General features: G+C 66.3%; 11 protein-coding genes. All 11 read left to right on the forward strand.

The genetic code is table 11. The features are described from left to right. Positions 1 to 47 precede the first annotated feature (47 nt). The 11 genes from purD (at position 48) to urtE (ending at position 17,523) form a co-directional block, all read left to right on the forward strand. Entirely contained in the window at positions 48 to 1,337 is a 1,290-nt protein-coding gene (gene purD / locus BLS61_RS04175) for a phosphoribosylamine--glycine ligase (protein ID WP_090427747.1), read from the forward strand. A gap of 135 nt (positions 1,338 to 1,472) precedes the next feature. Then, positions 1,473 to 4,253 (forward strand): hybrid sensor histidine kinase/response regulator, encoded by a 2,781-nt coding sequence (locus BLS61_RS04180; protein ID WP_090427750.1) that lies wholly within the window; start codon positions 1,473 to 1,475, stop codon positions 4,251 to 4,253. Positions 4,254 to 4,335: 82 nt separating this feature from the next. Then, positions 4,336 to 4,929, forward strand: coding sequence for a MarC family protein (locus tag BLS61_RS04185; protein WP_090427753.1), 594 nt, complete (start codon positions 4,336 to 4,338; stop codon positions 4,927 to 4,929). Positions 4,930 to 5,203: 274 nt separating this feature from the next. Beyond that, positions 5,204 to 7,003, forward strand: coding sequence for an allophanate hydrolase (gene atzF, locus BLS61_RS04190; RefSeq protein WP_244157904.1), 1,800 nt, complete (start codon positions 5,204 to 5,206; stop codon positions 7,001 to 7,003). Positions 7,004 to 7,267: 264 nt separating this feature from the next. Next, on the forward strand, positions 7,268 to 10,897 hold the full coding sequence (gene uca, locus BLS61_RS04195) for an urea carboxylase (RefSeq protein ID WP_090427759.1): 3,630 nt from the start codon (positions 7,268 to 7,270) through the stop codon (positions 10,895 to 10,897). A 1-nt stretch (position 10,898) separates the two neighbouring features. Next, complete coding sequence (locus BLS61_RS04200) at positions 10,899 to 11,621, forward strand: GntR family transcriptional regulator (RefSeq protein WP_090427762.1); 723 nt, start codon at positions 10,899 to 10,901, stop codon at positions 11,619 to 11,621. A 74-nt stretch (positions 11,622 to 11,695) separates the two neighbouring features. Next, on the forward strand, positions 11,696 to 12,961 hold the full coding sequence (urtA, locus tag BLS61_RS04205; RefSeq protein ID WP_090427765.1) for an urea ABC transporter substrate-binding protein: 1,266 nt from the start codon (positions 11,696 to 11,698) through the stop codon (positions 12,959 to 12,961). A 154-nt stretch (positions 12,962 to 13,115) separates the two neighbouring features. After that, complete coding sequence (gene urtB, locus BLS61_RS04210) at positions 13,116 to 14,684, forward strand: urea ABC transporter permease subunit UrtB (protein WP_090427768.1); 1,569 nt, start codon at positions 13,116 to 13,118, stop codon at positions 14,682 to 14,684. 123 nt (positions 14,685 to 14,807) lie between these two features. Continuing rightward, positions 14,808 to 15,896, forward strand: a complete 1,089-nt coding sequence (gene urtC, locus BLS61_RS04215) for an urea ABC transporter permease subunit UrtC (RefSeq protein WP_090427770.1) — start codon at positions 14,808 to 14,810, stop codon at positions 15,894 to 15,896. Continuing rightward, complete coding sequence (gene urtD / locus BLS61_RS04220; protein WP_090427774.1) at positions 15,893 to 16,735, forward strand: urea ABC transporter ATP-binding protein UrtD; 843 nt, start codon at positions 15,893 to 15,895, stop codon at positions 16,733 to 16,735. Before urtC ends, urtD begins: the two co-directional genes overlap by 4 nt. Positions 16,736 to 16,824: 89 nt before the next feature. Beyond that, positions 16,825 to 17,523 carry an urea ABC transporter ATP-binding subunit UrtE gene (gene urtE / locus BLS61_RS04225; protein ID WP_003246899.1) on the forward strand — a complete coding sequence of 233 codons (699 nt, stop codon included), beginning with the start codon at positions 16,825 to 16,827 and terminating at the stop codon, positions 17,521 to 17,523. The last annotated feature ends 243 nt before the right edge of the window (positions 17,524 to 17,766 follow it).

Raw genomic sequence — 17,766 nt, forward strand, 5'->3', positions numbered from 1 at the left:
CTCATCCACCATCGGGGCCCCTGGCCCACCTCCTCGAGGAGAACGCAATGAATGTACTGATCATCGGCAGCGGCGGCCGTGAACACGCCCTGGCCTGGAAAGTGGCGCAGGATCCGCGCGTCGAGAAGGTCTTCGTCGCCCCGGGCAACGCCGGCACCGCGGTGGAAGCCAAGTGCGAGAACGTCGCCATCGACGTGCTGGCCATCGAGCAGCTCGCCGACTTCGCCGAGAAGAACGTGCAACTGACCATCGTCGGCCCGGAAGCGCCGCTGGTGAAGGGCGTGGTCGACCTGTTCCGTTCGCGTGGCCTGGACATCTTCGGCCCCACCGCCGCCGCCGCTCAGCTGGAAGGCTCCAAGGCCTTCACCAAGGATTTCCTGGCCCGGCACAAGATCCCCACCGCCGACTACCAGAACTTCACCGAGATCGAGCCGGCGCTGGCCTACCTGCGAGAGAAAGGCGCCCCCATCGTGATCAAGGCCGACGGCCTGGCTGCAGGCAAGGGCGTGATCGTCGCCATGACCCTGGCCGAAGCCGAGGACGCCGTGCGCGATATGCTCGCCGGCAACGCCTTCGGTGAGGCCGGTTCGCGTGTGGTGATCGAGGAGTTCCTCGACGGCGAGGAAGCCAGCTTCATCGTCATGGTCGACGGCCAGAACGTGCTGCCGATGGCCACCAGCCAGGACCACAAGCGCGTCGGCGACGCCGATACCGGCCCCAACACCGGCGGCATGGGCGCCTACTCGCCGGCACCGGTGGTGACGCCTGAGGTGCACCAGCGGGTGATGGACGAGGTGATCTACCCCACCGTGCGCGGCATGGCCAGCGAAGGCAACGTCTACACCGGCTTCCTCTATGCCGGCCTGATGATCGACAAGGCAGGCAAGCCCAAGGTCATCGAGTTCAACTGCCGCTTCGGCGACCCGGAAACCCAGCCGATCATGTGCCGCCTGGAAAGCTCCCTGGTGCTGCTGGTCGAGGCCGCGCTGGCCAAGGCGCTGGACAAGGTCGAAGCCACCTGGGACCCGCGTCCCACCGTGGGCGTGGTACTGGCCGCCGGCGGCTACCCGGGCGACTACGCCAAGGGTGACGTGATCGAAGGTCTGGATGAGGCCGCCCAACTCGACGGCAAGGTATTCCACGCCGGTACCAAGCTTTCGGACGGCCAGATCGTCACCGCTGGCGGCCGCGTGCTGTGCGCCACCGCCATCGGTCGCACGGTGGCCGAAGCCCAGCAGCAGGCCTACCGCCTGGCCGAGAAGATTCGCTGGAACGGCATGTTCCACCGCAACGACATCGGCTATCGCGCCATTGCCCGCGAGCGTGGCGAAGGCTGACGGCCATTGCCGGGAGATGGCGCAAGCCAGCCGGGTGACTGCCAGGGAAGGCAGTCTAAAAATGGCTCATTGCGCCATATTCCCCCGAGCAAATGCTTGGCTATAATCCGGCCACTCATTTAGAAGGACTTGCCCGTGCGCCGGCTCAGGATTGCCATCGGACTACTCGCCAGCCTGCTGTTGCTCGGCCTTGCCCTGACAGCCAGCGCCACCTCCGCTTCGACGGGCACCCAGAGCTGGTCCTATCTGGTCGACGCCAGCGCCCGCCTGGGGCTGGAAGAGGTACGCGCCCAGCGCCAGCAGTTCAAACCGCTCGGCAAACAGTCCTTCACCTTCCCGCCCAGTGATCACGCCGTCTGGCTGCGCGTCGAGCTCGCGCCGCAGCAGCAGCCGGCCTGGCTGTGGATCTTCTCGCCACGGGTGCAGTACCTCGACTACTACCTGCTCAGAGACGGCCAGCTGGAGCAGAACCTGCACACCGGCGAGGCCATGCCGCTGGCTTCACGGCCGCTGCCATCACGCTTCTACCTGATGCCCCTGCCCAACGACGGCCAGGCCCGCGTCGCCTACGTTCGCCTGACTTCCAACCACCCGCTGATGACCTGGTTCAAGGTCATGGATCAGGCCGAGCTGGTCAGCCTGGAAAAGCCCGCCTACCTCTACGGCATGCTCTTTGGCGCCCTGCTGCTGCTGACCCTGTACAACCTCATCCGCTTCTTCTACAGCCGCAGCGCCAGTGGCTTGTGGCTGGCCGGCGTGAATATCGGCCTGGCGGTGTGCTCGTCGGCCAACCTCGGCATCTTCGCCCAGTGGTTGCCCAGCCTGGGCTACAACCAATCACTGATCGCCGACCTCTCCGCCCTGTTCGCTGCGTTCAGCGCCCTGGCCTTCGGCCTCGGCTTCATGCACGGCACGCCGGTGCAGCAAAGCCCGCTCAACCGCCTGCTGCAGGGTAATGCCCTGCTGATTCTGGCCTACGCCCTGTGCATCACGCTCACCGGTCTGTTCTGGTACAGCTCGCTGGTCTACCTGCTGGTGGCCCTGAGCGCGATCAACCTGCTGCTGGTAAGCAGCCTGCACTGGCGCTCGGGCTATCAGCCGGCGCGCCTGATCGCCGTGGGCATGGTGGTGTTCAACCTTGGCTTCGGCTTCTTCGTGCCGGTGCTGCTCGGCTTCGATCAGCTCAACCCGGGCTGGCTGGTGCTCGGCGTGTTCAGCGTCGCCACCCTGGCCGGGCTGATCCTCAGCGTGTCGCTGACCGAGCGCCAGCGACAGATCCAGCGCGACACCCTGCACGAAAGCACTGCGCTGGCCGCCAGCAGCGCCGAGTTGCGCGCCAAGGCCGAGTTCCTAGCCAAGATCAGCCACGAGATCCGTACCCCCATGAACGGCGTGCTGGGCATGACCGAGCTGCTGCTGGGCACGCCGCTGTCGGCCAAGCAGCGCGACTACGTGCAGACCATCCACAGTTCGGGCAACGAGCTGCTTACACTGATCAACGAAATTCTCGACATTTCCAAGCTGGAATCCGGGCAGATCGAGCTGGACGACGTGCAGTTCGACCTCGGCGCGCTGATCGAGGACTGCCTCGACATCTTCCGCGCCAAGGCCGAGCAGCAGAAGGTGGAGCTGATCAGCTTCATCCAGCCGCAGGTGCCGCGGGTGATCAGCGGCGACCCCACGCGCCTGCGCCAGGCCCTGCTGAGCCTGCTGGACAACGCCTTCAAGCAGACTGACGAGGGCGAAATCCTGCTGGTGGCCGCACTCGACAGCAGCGACGGCCAGCAACGCCTGCGCGTCGCTGTGCAGGACAGCGGCCGGCCGCTGCTGGCCGAAGAACGCGACGCCCTGCTCAACGCCGAGTTGCAGAGCCGCGACTTCCTCTCCGCCACCCGCCTGGGCGGGCGCCTCGGTCTGATCATCGCGCGCCAGCTGGTGCGCCTGATGGGCGGCGAGTTCGGCATCCAGGGCAGCGGCAACCAGGGCACCACCCTGTGGCTGACGCTGCCGCTGGACGCCGCCCGCCTGGAGCAGCCGGAAACCGACCTGGACAGCCCGCTGCAGGGCGCACGCCTGCTGGTGGTGGATGACAACGACACCTGCCGCAAGGTGCTGATGCAGCAGTGCAATGCCTGGGGCATGCAGGTCAGTGCGGTGCCCTCCGGCAAGGAGGCCCTGGCGCTGCTGCGCACCAAGGCGCACATGCGCGAATACTTCGACGCGGTACTGCTGGACCAGGACATGCCCGGCATGACGGGCATGCAACTGGCGGCCAAGATCAAGGAAGACCCCAGCCTCAACCACGACATCCTGATCATCATGCTCACCGGCATCAGCAACGCGCCGAGCAAGGTGATCGCACGCAATGCCGGGATCAAACGCATCCTGGCCAAGCCGGTGGCCGGCTACACGCTCAAGACCACCCTGGCCGACGAACTGGCCCAGCGCCCCAACGACACCCCCGCGCAGGCCGCACCGACGCCGGTGAGCACGCCGCTGAACGTGCCGGCTGACTTCCGCATCCTGGTGGCCGAGGACAACAGCATCTCCACCAAGGTCATCCGCGGCATGCTCGGCAAGCTCAACCTCAAGCCGGACACTGCCAGCAACGGCGAGGAAGCCTTGAGCGCGATCAAGGCGCAGCCCTACGACCTGGTGCTGATGGACTGCGAAATGCCGGTGCTCGATGGTTTCTCCGCCACCGAACAGCTGCGCGCCTGGGAAAAGAGCGAGAAGCGTCCGCGCACGCCGGTGGTGGCGCTGACCGCGCATATCCTCAGCGAACACAAGGAACGCGCGCGCGCCGTGGGCATGGACGGGCACATGTCCAAGCCGGTGGAGCTGTCGCAACTGCGCGAGCTGATCGAGCACTGGATCGCCGAACGCGAACTGCGTCGCCAGCGCGAGGTGTCGTAAGGTCATAAGGTGGGCGAAACCCGCCTGGCTATCGATGGCGGGTTGCACCCGCCCTACTCTCGCCCCAGCAAACGAGTCTCACATGTCCGAGTTGTTCAGCCTGTACCTGAAGATGCTGGTGCTCTACAGCCCCTTCTTCGTCCTTTCCTGCTTTATCGGCCTGAGCCGCGGCTACACCCTCAAGGAACGCAAGCGCCTGGCCTGGAAGGTGGCGCTGGCCACGCTGATCGCCAGTGTGCTGCTGTACCTGTTCGGCAAGCACATCTTCACTCTGTTCGGCATCACCATCGACGCCTTCCGCATCGGCGCGGGCAGCGTGCTGTTCATCTCCGCCCTCGGCATGGCCCAGGGCAAGCCGGCGGTGCAGAGCGACAACGTGCAGCAGGACGTGACCATAGTGCCGTTGACCATTCCCATCACCGTCGGCCCCGGTACCATCGGTGCCCTGCTGCTGATGGGCGCCAGCCAGCCGCACTGGGACGACAAGCTGGTGGCCGTGGCGGCGATCTTCCTCGCCAGCCTCACCGTCGGCGTGGTGCTGTACCTGTCCAACCAGTTCGAGCGCCTGCTCGGCGACCAGGGGCTGCAGATCGTCAGCCGTCTGATGGGCCTGTTCGTCTGCGCCCTGGCCGCGCAGATCATCTTTACCGGCGTGAAGAACTACCTGGCGCCGTAAATGTGGGCGCGCCATGCGCACCAGCGATCATCACGGAACCCGGCGGTGCGCACGGCGCACCCTACATGCCCGTTGCGCCGAGCGCACCGGCAGCCCCTGAAACTCTGCACCATCCGCTTGCAGGGCGGCCCCACCGCGGTGCAGCCCACCCTGCCAGCGCCCTTGCCCATCGTGCTGAAAATCACCTAACCCGCTGAAAACAAAGGCCTTAGCAGAACTGGCACCGTCATTGCTCTAGCGATCCCAACTTGGATACAAGATGGAATCTCGAAGCATGTCCAACGCACCGACCGCCCTCACCCTCGCCGGGTGGCAGCAAGCCTACCGCGACGGTCAATCGCCAGCCGAACTGCTGCACGCCCTGCGCCTGCAGTTGCGCACTGATGACAGCGCCTGGATCGCCCTGGCCAGCGAAGCCCAGCTCGACGCCCAACTCGATGCTTTGTCAGCACTACTCGGCGCCGCTAATGGCGAGCTAAGCAAGCTGCCGCTGTACGGCGTGCCCTTCGCCATCAAGGACAATATCGACGCCGCCGGCTGGCCCACCACCGCGGCCTGCCCGGAGTTCGCCTACGGCGCCGAAACCGACGCCAGCGTGGTCGCCCGCCTGCGCGCCGCCGGCGCCATCCTGATCGGCAAGACCAACCTCGACCAGTTCGCCACCGGCCTGGTCGGCACCCGCTCGCCCTACGGTGCAGTGCCTAACAGCTTCAACCCGGATTACGTCAGCGGCGGTTCCAGCTCCGGCTCGGCCAGCGTGGTCGCGCGCGGCCTGGTGCCCTTCTCGCTGGGCACCGACACCGCCGGCTCCGGCCGGGTGCCGGCAGGCTTCAACAATATCGTCGGGCTCAAGCCGACCAAGGGTTGGCTGCCCAACACCGGCCTGGTGCCGGCCTGCCGCAGCATCGACTGCATCTCGGTGTTCGCCCTGACCGTGGCCGATGCGCTGACCGTGGCCAATATCGCCGGTGGCTACGACGCCGCCGACGCTTACAGCCGCAAGAACCCGAACAGCGCCAAGGTCGGCATGCCGACCAAGCCGCGTCTGGCAGTGCCGGCCAACCCCGAGTTCTTCGGCGACAGCCAGAACAAGACCGTCTATGAGGCCGCCCTGGGCAAACTGCGTGAACTGGGCGCCGAGCTGGTGGAGATCGATTTCGCCCCCTTCCGGCAACTGGCCGAGCAGCTTTACTACGGCCCCTGGGTCGCCGAACGCACCGTCGCGGTGGAAGGGGTCGACCCGGCGCATATCAATCCGGTGGTGCGCGGCATCGTCGAAAACGGCCACCAGTACAGCGCCTGCGATGCCTACAAGGCCGAGTACATCCGCGCCGAGCTGAGCCGTCGCATCAACGACGCCCTGGCCGGCTTCGACGCCCTGGTGGTGCCGACCTCGCCGACCATCCGCACCCTGGCCGAGATGCAGGCAGAACCCGTGCTGTTCAACAGCCAGTTCGGCACCTACACCAACTTCACCAACCTTGCCGACCTGTGCGCCCTGGCCGTACCGGCCGGCCTGCGCGCCGACGGTCTGCCGGCCGGCATCACCCTGATCGCCCCGGCCTGGCATGACCAGGCATTGGCCGCCTTCGGCCAGCGCTGGCAGCAGGCGCTCAATCTGCCGCTGGGCGCTACCGGCAAGCCGCTGCCAGCGCAAACCGCCAGCGACAAACCGGCGCCGGGCTGCATCCGCGTCGCGGTGGTCGGCGCGCACCTGACCGGCATGCCGCTGAACTTCCAGCTCACCACGCGTGATGCCGTGCTGGTGGAGCAGACCACCAGCGCCGCGCATTACCGCCTCTTCGCACTGCCCGGCACGGTGCCGCCCAAACCGGGCCTGGCGCGGGTCGCCGAGAACGGCGCCGAGATCATCGTCGAGCTGTGGGACGTGCCGCAGGCGCGCTTCGGCGAGTTCGTCGCCGAGATCCCGCCACCGCTGGGCATCGGCAACCTCGAGCTGGCCGATGGCCGTTGGGTCAAGGGCTTTATCTGCGAGCCCTACGCGCTGGATGGCGCGCGTGACATCACCAGCTTCGGTGGCTGGCGTGCCTTTATCGCCGAAACCAGGAAGTGACTACTCCCCTCTCCCGCTTGCGGGAGAGGGGTTGGGGGAGAGGGTGGCGTGCATACCCCCCTCTCCCTAGCCCTCTCCCCGAGGGGAGAGGGAACAGATCAGCGCCTGCCCGCACATGCGCGCAGCAAGCCAGGAGGCCGCAACAGATGTTTCATACCGTCCTGATCGCCAACCGTGGCGACCAGCCGCGCAGCGGCGCAGCGACGAAGTCAAAGTGCCGGACGGGCGTAGCCCGTCACGGCGATCTCGCCACGGAGAACCGCCATGTTTGAAACAGTCCTGATCGCCAACCGTGGCGAGATCGCCGTCCGCGCCATCCGTACGCTCAAGCGCCTGGGCGTGAAAAGCGTGGCCGTCTACTCCGACGCCGACCGCAATGCCCAGCATGTACGCGACGCCGATATCGCCATCGCCCTGGGCGGCGACAAGCCGGCCGACAGCTACCTGCGTATCGACAAGATTCTCGCCGCCGCGCAGGAAACCGGTGCCCAGGCGATCTACCCCGGTTACGGTTTTCTCTCGGAAAGCGCCGAGTTCGCCGATGCCTGCGAAGCAGCCGGCATCGCCTTCGTCGGCCCGACCGGCGAGCAGATTCGAGAGTTCGGCCTCAAACACAGAGCACGCGAACTGGCTGCCCAGGCCCAGGTGCCGATGGCGCCGGGCACCGGCCTGCTGCAGAGCCTGGAAGAAGCACTGAGCGCCGCCGACAGCATCGGCTACCCGGTAATGCTCAAGACCACCGCCGGCGGTGGCGGCATCGGCCTGACCCGCTGCAGCGACGCCGTGGCGCTGGCCAGCGCCTATGAAAGCGTCAAGCGCATGGGCGAGCAGTTCTTCAGTGATGCCGGGGTGTTCCTAGAGCGTTTCGTCGATCAGGCGCGCCACGTCGAGGTACAGATTTTCGGCGACGGCCAGGGCCGCGTCGCCGCCCTCGGCGAGCGTGACTGCTCGCTGCAGCGGCGCAACCAGAAGGTGGTCGAGGAAACCCCGGCGCCGAACCTGCCGCAGGCCACCCGCGAGCGTTTGCACGCCGCTGCCGTGCAGCTGGGCGAATCGGTGAAATATCGCAGCGCCGGGACCGTGGAATTCATCTACGACGCCGCCCGCGACGACTTCTACTTCCTCGAAGTGAACACCCGCCTGCAGGTCGAGCACCCGGTCACCGAAATGGTCACCGGCCTGGATCTGATCGAGTGCATGCTGCGCGTGGCGGCGGGCGATGCGCTGGACTGGGCCGCGCTGAACCGCGCCCCGCAAGGCGCCGCCATCGAAGTGCGGATCTACGCCGAAGACCCGCTGAAGAACTTCCAGCCCAGCCCGGGCGTGCTCACCGACGTGCACTTCCCCGCCGACGTGCGCGTCGACGGCTGGGTCAGCACCGGCAGCGAGGTCTCGGCCTTCTATGACCCGATGATCGCCAAGCTGATCGTGCATGCCGACACTCGCGCTGAGGCCATCGCCCAGCTGCAGAAAGCCCTGGGCGAAACCCGCCTGCACGGCATCGCCAGCAACCTCGATTACCTGCGCCAGGTGGTGGCCGACGAGCGCTTCGCCCAAGGCGAAGTGTGGACGCGTCTGCTCGACAGCTTCGCCTTCAAGGCCTGCGTCATCGAAGTGCTGGAGCCCGGCACCTACTCCAGCGTGCAGGACTATCCGGGCCGTCTCGGCTACTGGGATATCGGCGTGCCGCCGTCCGGACCGATGGACGATTTCGCCTTCCGCCTGGCCAACCGCATCGTCGGCAACCATGCCGAGGCCGCGGGCCTGGAATTCACCCTGCAAGGCCCGACCCTGCGTTTTCACAGCGATGCGCTGATCGCCCTGACCGGCGCCGACTGCCCGGCCACCCTGGACGATGCGCCGGTGGCCTACTGGCAGCCGGTGGCGGTCAAGGCCGGTCAGCTGCTCAAGCTGGGCCGCGCGGTCAGCGGCTGCCGCACCTATCTGGCCGTGCGCAATGGCCTGGACGTGCCGCTGTACCTGGGCAGCCGCTCCACCTTCGCCCTCGGCCAGTTCGGCGGCCATGCCGGGCGCACCCTGCGCACCGCCGATATGCTGGCCATCTCCCAGCCCGAGCTGGCGGCCTGCACCACCCCGGCGCCAATCGCCCCGCCACAGGCGGCGCATCCGAGCCTGATCCCCAGCTACGGCAGCACCTGGAATATCGGCGTGCTCTATGGCCCGCATGGCGCGCCGGACTTCTTCACCGCTGAAGCCATCGAGGAATTCTTCGCCGCCGAATGGGAGGTGCACTACAACTCCAACCGCCTCGGCGTGCGCCTGAGCGGCCCGAAACCGAGCTGGGCGCGGGCCGACGGCGGCGAGGCCGGCCTGCACCCGTCCAATGTGCACGACTGCGAATACGCCATCGGCTCGATCAACTTTACCGGCGACTTCCCGGTGATCCTGACCAAGGACGGCCCCAGCCTCGGCGGTTTCGTCTGCCCGGTGACCATCGCCAAGGCCGAGCTGTGGAAGGTCGGCCAGGTCAAGCCCGGCGACAAGCTGCGCTTTCACCCCATCGGTTTCCAGCAGGCGCAGAGCCTGGAGCAGGCGCAACTGGGCAGCATCGAAGCCCTGGCCGCGATCAGCGCGGTGACCCTGCCGGCGCCGTCGCTGCAACCGGACGCCACGGTTTCCGCCACGGTGCTGGCCGAGCTGCCTGCCGAGGGCAGCCGCCCGCGTGCGGTGTATCGCCAGGCGGGCGATGCCTACATCCTGCTGGAATACGGCGACAACGTGCTGGATCTGGCCCTGCGCCTGCGCGTGCACCTGCTGATGGAAGCGCTCAAGGCCGAGCCGCTGCGTGGCCTGGAAGAACTCGCCCCCGGCGTACGCTCGCTGCAGCTGCGCTACGACAGCCGCGTGCTGCACCAGCGCACCCTGCTCGAACACCTGCTGCGTCTGGAGGAGAACCTGGGCGATGTGGCCGAGCTCAAGGTGCCGACCCGTATCGTCCACCTGCCCATGGCCTTCGAGGACAGCGCCACCCTGGCCGCCGTCGAGCGCTACCGCGAAACCGTGCGCAGCGAGGCGCCCTGGCTGCCGAACAACGTCGACTTCATCCAGCGCGCCAACGGCCTGGCCAGCCGCGAACAAGTGCGCAACATCCTGTTCGACGCCAGCTACCTGATCCTCGGCCTCGGCGATGTCTACCTCGACGCCCCCTGCGCCGTACCGCTGGACCCGCGCCATCGCCTGCTCAGCTCCAAGTACAACCCGGCGCGCACCTTTACCGCCGAAGGCACCGTGGGCATCGGCGGCATGTACATGTGCATCTACGGCATGGACTCGCCCGGCGGCTACCAGCTGGTGGGCCGCACCCTGCCGATCTGGAACAAGTACGTGAAGAACGCCCAGTTCGAGAACGGTCAGCCCTGGCTGTTGCGCTTCTTCGATCAGGTGCGCTTCTACCCGGTCAGCGAGGCCGAGCTGGATGAGTTCCGCGAAGCCTTCCGCGAGGGTCGCGCGCAGATCCGCATCGAGCAAACCGAATTCGACTTCGCCGCCTACAACCGCTTCATCGCCGACAACGCGGCCGATATCGCAGCCTTCCAGCGCCAGCAGAAAGCCGCCTTCGATGCCGAAGTCGAACTGTGGAAGGACGACGATCCGAGCGCCGCACAAGCGCTGTCCAGTACAAGCCATGACGACGCCGATCTGGATGGCCATCTGGTTGCTGCCGAGATGAGCGGCAGCGTGTGGAAGGTGCTGGTCGAGCCCGGCCAGCACGTGGAAGCCGGCACGCCGCTGCTGGTGGTGGAGGCGATGAAGATGGAGCTGGCGGTGACCGCGCCGGTGGCCGGCACGGTCAAGTCGCTGCGCTGCGCCCCCGGCAAGGCGGTGACGCCGGGCGATGCTCTGCTCCTGCTGACCCCGAGCGAGGCGGCCTGAGATGCAACTGGTCAGCCCCGCCAGGCGTGGCAAGGAGCGCCCGGAGAATCTCGCCGAGCGCATCTATGCCCAGCTCAAGGACGACATCTTCGAGTTCCGCCTGCTGCCGGGCGACCGTTTTTCCGAGGGCGAGATCGCCGAGCGCATGGCCGCCAGCCGCACGCCGGTGCGCCAGGCGCTGTATCGCCTGGAGCGCGAGGGTTATCTGGAGGTGTATTTCCGCAGCGGCTGGCAGGTCAAGCCGTTCGATTTCGCCCACTTCGAGGAGCTCTACGAGGTGCGCATCGTCCTCGAACTGGAGGCGGTCAAGCGACTGTGTGAGCGCCCCGCTGGCGAGCTGCCGGAGGCCCTGGAACAGCTGCGTCGCACCTGGATGGTGCAACCCGAGGAGCGCCTGCAGGACGGCCGCGAAGTCTCGCGTCTGGACGAACGTTTTCACTGCCAGCTGGTGGAAGCCGCCGGCAACCGCGAGATGGCCCGCCTGCACGCCGAAGTCAGCGAAAAGATCCGAATTATCAGGCGCCTGGACTTCACCCAGGGGCCGCGCGTGGAACTCACCTACGAGGAACACGCCCGCATCCTCGGCGCGATCCTGTCGCGTCGCTGCGAAGAGGCACAGCTATTGCTCAAGACCCACATAGAGGTCAGCAAGGCGGAAGTGCGCAAGATCACCCTGCACATGCTGCACAGCGCCCGCCAGCGGGCGCTGCCGGCGCAAGGGTGACGGTATGACCTTTGAATCACTGCCAAACAATAAAGAGCTGTCCACTTACTCAAGATGAGAATGGAGATCGCACCATGCAACGTCGCAGCCTGATCAAGGCCTTTACCCTTTCCGCTTCCATCGCCGCCATGGGCCTGAGCTGGTCCATCCAGGCCGCCGAGACCATCAAGGTCGGCATCCTGCACTCGCTGTCCGGCACCATGGCCATTTCCGAAACCTCGCTCAAAGACATGGCGTTGATGACCATCGAGGAGATCAACGCCAAGGGCGGCGTGCTCGGCAAGCAGCTGGAGCCAGTGGTTGTCGACCCGGCCTCCAACTGGCCGCTGTTCGCAGAAAAAGGCCGCCAGCTGCTGACCCAGGACAAGGTCGCGGTGACCTTCGGCTGCTGGACCTCGGTATCGCGCAAATCCGTGCTGCCGGTCTACGAGGAACTCAACGGCCTGCTGTTCTACCCGGTGCAGTACGAAGGCGAAGAGATGTCGCCGAACGTGTTCTACACCGGCGCAGCGCCGAACCAGCAGGCCATTCCGGCGGTGGAATACCTGCTCAGCGAAGACGGCGGCGGCGCCAAGCGCTTCTTCCTGCTCGGCACCGACTACGTCTACCCGCGCACCACCAACAAGATCCTGCGCGCCTTCCTGCACAGCAAGGGCATCGCCGACAAGGACATCGAAGAGGTCTACACCCCCTTCGGCCACAGCGACTATCAGACCATCGTGGCCAACATCAAGAAGTTCTCCGCTGGCGGCAAGACTGCCGTGGTTTCCACCGTCAACGGCGACTCCAACGTGCCGTTCTACAAGGAACTGGCCAACCAGGGCCTGGAAGCCACCGAAGTGCCGGTGGTGGCCTTCTCCGTGGGTGAAGAAGAACTGCGCGGCATCGACACCAAGCCGCTGGTCGGTCACCTGGCGGCCTGGAACTACTTCCAGTCCGTGGAGAACCCGGTCAACGAGAAGTTCGTCGCTGACTGGAAGGCCTACGCCAAGGCCAAGAAGCTGCCGAACGCCGACACCGTGGTGACCAACGACCCGATGGAAGCCACCTACGTGGGCATCCACATGTGGGCGCAGGCCGTCGAGAAGGCTGGCACCACCGACGTCGACAAGGTGCGTGAAGCCATGGCCGGCCAGGAGTTCGCCGCGCCGAGTGGCTTCACCCTGAAGATGGACGAGAAGAACCACCACCTGCACAAGCCGGTGATGATCGGCGAAATCCAGGAAGACGGTCAGTTCTCCGTGGTCTGGGAAACCGAAGGCCCCATCCGCGCCCAGCCGTGGAGCCCCTTCATCGAAGGCAACGACAAGAAAGCCGATACCCCGGTGAAGTCGAACTAAGGCAAAAGCCCTCTCCCGCAAGCGGCAACCGCAGTGCCGCTTGTCTCCCCTCTCCCGCTTGCGGGAGAGGGGCGGGGGAGAGGGTCGCCGTAGCCCGGATGCAATCCGGGAAGCTCGCCCCGGACTTCATCCGGGCTACGCCAAGGACACCCTTATGCCCACTGCCCTTACCCGAATTCTCCTGAGCCTGCTGCTGTGGCTGCCCCTGGCGGCGCAGGCTGGCGAGGCCGACGATTTCGTCGCTTCCAACGCCGGCAAGCAGGCCAAGCTGCTGCAGGACTGGGCCGCCGCGCCCAATGCCGAACGCCTGCCACTGCTGCAGGCCCTGCAGCAGGGCCGCGTCGGCAGCGATGCCGACAAGCGCGCCTTCATCGAACAGAGCGGCACCTGGCAGGCCGCCGATGGCGCAGCCGAAGCCAACGGCACGCCGCGCAAACTGCGCCTGAACAACCGCCTGCGCGGCCTGCTGGGCGTGGCCATGGCCAGCCATCAGTTGCTCGCTGACGATGCCGCCGCGCGCCTGGCCGCCGCCAAGCAGTTGCAACGCAATACGCCGCCGGCACTGCTGCCGCTGCTGGAAAGCCGGCTGAGCATCGAGGCCGATGAAACCGTGCGGGACGCCATTACCCTGGCCCTGGCCAACCTGCAGCTGGAGGCCAGCGACCCGAGCGTGCGCCTGGCCGCCGTGGAGCGCCTGGGCAAGACCGGCGACCCGCTGGCGCGCACGCGCCTGCAAAGCCTGCTCGATGGCGAGGAAAGCGATGCCGCCGTGCGCGCCGCCGCCGAGAAAAGCCTGGCCCAGGTGAAGAACAAACTGCTGATCGGCGAACTGCTCGGCCAGGCCTTCAGTGGCCTGTCGCTGGGTTCGATCCTGCTGCTCGCCGCCCTGGGTCTGGCCATCACCTTCGGCCTGCTCGGGGTGATCAACATGGCCCACGGCGAGATGCTGATGCTAGGCGCCTACACCACCTACGTGGTGCAGCTGAGCTTCCAGCGCCTGGCCCCCGAATACCTCACGCTCTACCCGCTGGCCGCGTTGCCGATCGCCTTTCTGGTCACTGCCTGCATCGGCATGGCGCTGGAGCGCACGGTGATCCGTCATCTCTACGGCCGCCCGCTGGAAACCCTGCTGGCCACCTGGGGCATCAGCCTGATCCTCATTCAACTGGTGCGCGTCACCTTCGGCGCGCAGAACGTCGAAGTGGCCAACCCGGCCTGGCTGTCTGGCGGCGTGCAGGTGCTGCCCAACCTGGTGCTGCCCTATAACCGCATCGTCATCATCGGCTTCGCCCTGTTCGTCGTAGCCCTGACCTGGCTGTTGCTGAACAAGACGCGCCTCGGCCTGAACGTGCGCGCGGTGACGCAGAACCGCAACATGGCCGCCTGCTGTGGCGTACCCACCGGACGCGTGGACATGCTCGCCTTCGGCCTCGGTTCGGGCATCGCCGGCCTTGGCGGCGTGGCCCTCAGCCAGATCGGCAACGTCGGCCCGGACCTGGGTCAGAGCTACATCATCGACTCCTTCCTGGTGGTGGTGCTGGGCGGCGTCGGCCAGCTGGCCGGTAGCGTGCTGGCGGCCTTCGGTCTGGGCGTGGTGAACAAGTTTCTCGAACCGCAGATCGGCGCGGTACTGGGCAAGATTCTCATCCTCGCGCTGATCATTCTGTTTATCCAGAAACGCCCGCAGGGTCTGTTCGCACTGAAAGGAAGGGTGATCGACTGATGACCAGTGACCCTTATTGCGCCATCGCGCGTAGGGCGGGTGAAACCCGCCAGACAGACCGAACCATCACTGCAGCGGCGGGTTGCACCCGCCCTACGGACTTGAAGGACGAGTGATCGACTGATGAATGCACTCAATCAAACGCTGCTGGCCCGCGCCAGCGCCAAGCTTGGCCCGCAGGTTTCGCTGGCCATCGGCCTGCTGGCGCTGGCCGTGCTGCTCGCCATGCCGCTGCTGCACCTGCTGCCGTCCGACCATGCCCTGCACGTCTCGGCCTACGCCCTGACGCTGGTGGGCAAGATCCTCTGCTACGCCATCGTCGCCCTGGCGCTGGACCTGGTCTGGGGCTACGCCGGCATGCTGTCGCTGGGCCACGGCCTGTTCTTCGCCCTTGGCGGTTACGCCATGGGCATGTACCTGATGCGCCAGTCGGCGGGCGACGGGCTGCCGGCCTTTATGAGCTTCCTGGCCTGGAGCGAGCTGCCCTGGTACTGGTACGGCACCTCCAGCTTCCTCTGGGCGCTGTGCCTGGTGGTGCTGGCGCCCGGCCTGCTGGCCCTGGTGTTCGGTTTCTTCGCCTTCCGCTCGCGGATCAAGGGCGTGTACTTCTCGATCATGACCCAGGCGCTGACCTTCGCCGGCATGCTGCTGTTCTTCCGCAACGAAACCGGCTTCGGCGGCAACAACGGCTTTACCGGCTTCACCCGCATCCTCGGCTTCGACATCACCGCGCAGGCCACCCGCGCCGCGCTGTTCTTCGCCACCGTGGTGCTGCTGGTAGGCAGCCTGTACCTGGGCTTTCGCCTGGCGCGCAGCAAGTTCGGCCGGGTACTGACCGCCCTGCGTGACGCCGAGAACCGCCTGATGTTCTGCGGCTACGATCCGCGCGGCTACAAGCTGTTCATCTGGGTGCTCTCCGCGGTGCTGTGCGGCCTGGCCGGCGCGCTGTACGTGCCCCAGGTGGGCATCATCAACCCCAGCGAGATGGCGCCGACCCAGTCCATCGAAGCCGCCGTGTGGGTCGCCTTGGGCGGTCGCGGCACGCTGATCGGCCCGCTGCTCGGCGCCGGTATCGTCAACGGCATGAAGAGCTGGTTCACCGTGGCCTTCCCCGAGTACTGGCTGTTCGCCTTGGGCGCGCTGTTTATCGTCGTCACCCTCTTTCTACCCAAGGGAGTGATCGGCCTGCTGAAGAAGGAGAAGGATCAATGAGAGCCACTCCCCTGCCTGAGACCATGCTAGAAGCCGCCTTCGACCCCACCGGCCTGGCGCTGGATACCGGCAAGAACGTCAGCAAGGGCGTCAACGTCCGCCACGGCACCATCCTCACTCTGGAAGACATCAACGTCAGCTTCGACGGTTTCCGCGCGCTGACCAACCTGACCCTGTACATCGGCGTCGGCGAGCTGCGCTGCATCATCGGCCCCAACGGTGCCGGCAAGACCACCATGATGGACGTGATCACCGGCAAGACCCGCCCCGACAACGGCGTGGCCTACTTCGGCGAGCAGTACGACCTGACCGCCATGAGTGAGGTGCAGATCGCCCAGGCCGGCATCGGCCGCAAGTTCCAGAAACCCACGGTGTTCGAGGCTCTGACGGTGTTCGAGAACCTGGAGCTGGCGCAGAAGACCAACAAGTCGGTGTGGGCCAGCCTGCGCGCCAGGCTCAGCGGCGAGCAGAAGGATCGCATCGAGGAAGTGCTGAGCACCATCCGCCTGGAAGCCTCGCGCCATCGCCCGGCCGGCCTGCTCTCCCACGGCCAGAAGCAGTTCCTCGAAATCGGCATGCTGCTGGTGCAGGAGCCGCACCTGCTGCTGCTCGACGAGCCGGTGGCGGGCATGACCGACGCCGAAACCGAGTTTACCGCCGAGCTGTTCAAGTCCCTGGCACGCAAGCACTCGCTGATGGTGGTCGAGCACGACATGGGCTTCGTCGGCTCCATCGCCGACCACGTCACCGTGCTGCACCAGGGCAGCGTGCTGGCCGAAGGCTCGCTGGAACAGGTACAGAACGACGAGCGGGTGATCGAGGTTTATCTGGGTCGCTGACAGTCGGTGCGCACGGCGCACCCTACCCGGCGCGGTGCGCTTCATCCCGTAGGGTGCGCCGCGCGCACCGCATGCTTAAGGACATCGATATGCTGCAAGTCCAACAACTCCACCAGTATTACGGCGGCAGCCACATCCTTCGTGGCCTGTCGTTCGACGTGAAGGTCGGCGAGGTCACCTGCCTGCTCGGCCGCAACGGCGTGGGCAAGACCACCCTGCTTAAGTGCCTGATGGGCCTGATCCCGGCCAAGGACGGCCATGTGCAATGGGAAGGCAAGGCCATCACCGCCTACAAGCCGCACCAACGCGTACACGCCGGCATCGCCTACGTGCCCCAGGGCCGCGAGATCTTCGGCCGCCTGACGGTGGAAGAGAACCTGCTGATGGGCCTGTCACGCTTTCCCGGCAGCCAGGCCAAGGAAGTGCCGGCGTTCATCTACGAACTCTTCCCGGTGTTGCGCGAAATGAAGCATCGCCGTGGCGGCGACCTGTCCGGCGGCCAGCAGCAACAGTTGGCCATCGGCCGCGCGCTGGCCAGCCAGCCGCGCCTGTTGATCCTCGACGAACCCACAGAAGGCATCCAGCCCTCGGTGATCAAGGAGATCGGCGCGGTGATCAAGAAGCTCGCCGCCCGTGGCGACATGGCCATCCTGCTGGTGGAGCAGTTCTACGACTTCGCCGCCGAACTGGCCGACCAGTACCTGGTGATGAGCCGCGGCGAGATCGTCCAGCAGGGCCGTGGTGAGAACATGGAAGCCGAGGGCGTACGCGGGCTGGTGGCCATCTAGTAGGGTGCGCCATGCGCACCGCGGCCCTCTCAAGGCATAGAAATCCTCCTGCCGCTCGCAGGCGGGGTTCGCACGGCGGACGGTTACCGCGAATGTCTCGCCGCTGATCCGCCTTGTGGGAGGGGCTTTAGCCGCGACGCCTCGCTGGAGCGGTGCATGGTCCCGAGCCCTGGTGCGCACGGCCTGGGCGGCCCCGCGACACCCTACGTGGGCGTGTGGCCGCATACCGCGTCACACGCACCG

Origin of the sequence: Ectopseudomonas guguanensis (assembly GCF_900104265.1) — a bacterium.
Taxonomy (GTDB): Bacteria; Pseudomonadota; Gammaproteobacteria; order Pseudomonadales; family Pseudomonadaceae; genus Aquipseudomonas; species Aquipseudomonas guguanensis.

Coding starts and splice junctions, on each gene's coding strand:
- BLS61_RS04200 (WP_090427762.1), top strand. CDS start 10,899: ATGCAACTGGTCAGCCCCGCCAGGCGTGGCAAGGAGCGCCCGGAGAAT.
- purD (WP_090427747.1), top strand. CDS start 48: ATGAATGTACTGATCATCGGCAGCGGCGGCCGTGAACACGCCCTGGCC.
- BLS61_RS04185 (WP_090427753.1), top strand. CDS start 4,336: ATGTCCGAGTTGTTCAGCCTGTACCTGAAGATGCTGGTGCTCTACAGC.
- urtC (WP_090427770.1), top strand. CDS start 14,808: ATGAATGCACTCAATCAAACGCTGCTGGCCCGCGCCAGCGCCAAGCTT.
- urtB (WP_090427768.1), top strand. CDS start 13,116: ATGCCCACTGCCCTTACCCGAATTCTCCTGAGCCTGCTGCTGTGGCTG.
- urtD (WP_090427774.1), top strand. CDS start 15,893: ATGAGAGCCACTCCCCTGCCTGAGACCATGCTAGAAGCCGCCTTCGAC.
- uca (WP_090427759.1), top strand. CDS start 7,268: ATGTTTGAAACAGTCCTGATCGCCAACCGTGGCGAGATCGCCGTCCGC.
- urtE (WP_003246899.1), top strand. CDS start 16,825: ATGCTGCAAGTCCAACAACTCCACCAGTATTACGGCGGCAGCCACATC.
- urtA (WP_090427765.1), top strand. CDS start 11,696: ATGCAACGTCGCAGCCTGATCAAGGCCTTTACCCTTTCCGCTTCCATC.
- atzF (WP_244157904.1), top strand. CDS start 5,204: ATGTCCAACGCACCGACCGCCCTCACCCTCGCCGGGTGGCAGCAAGCC.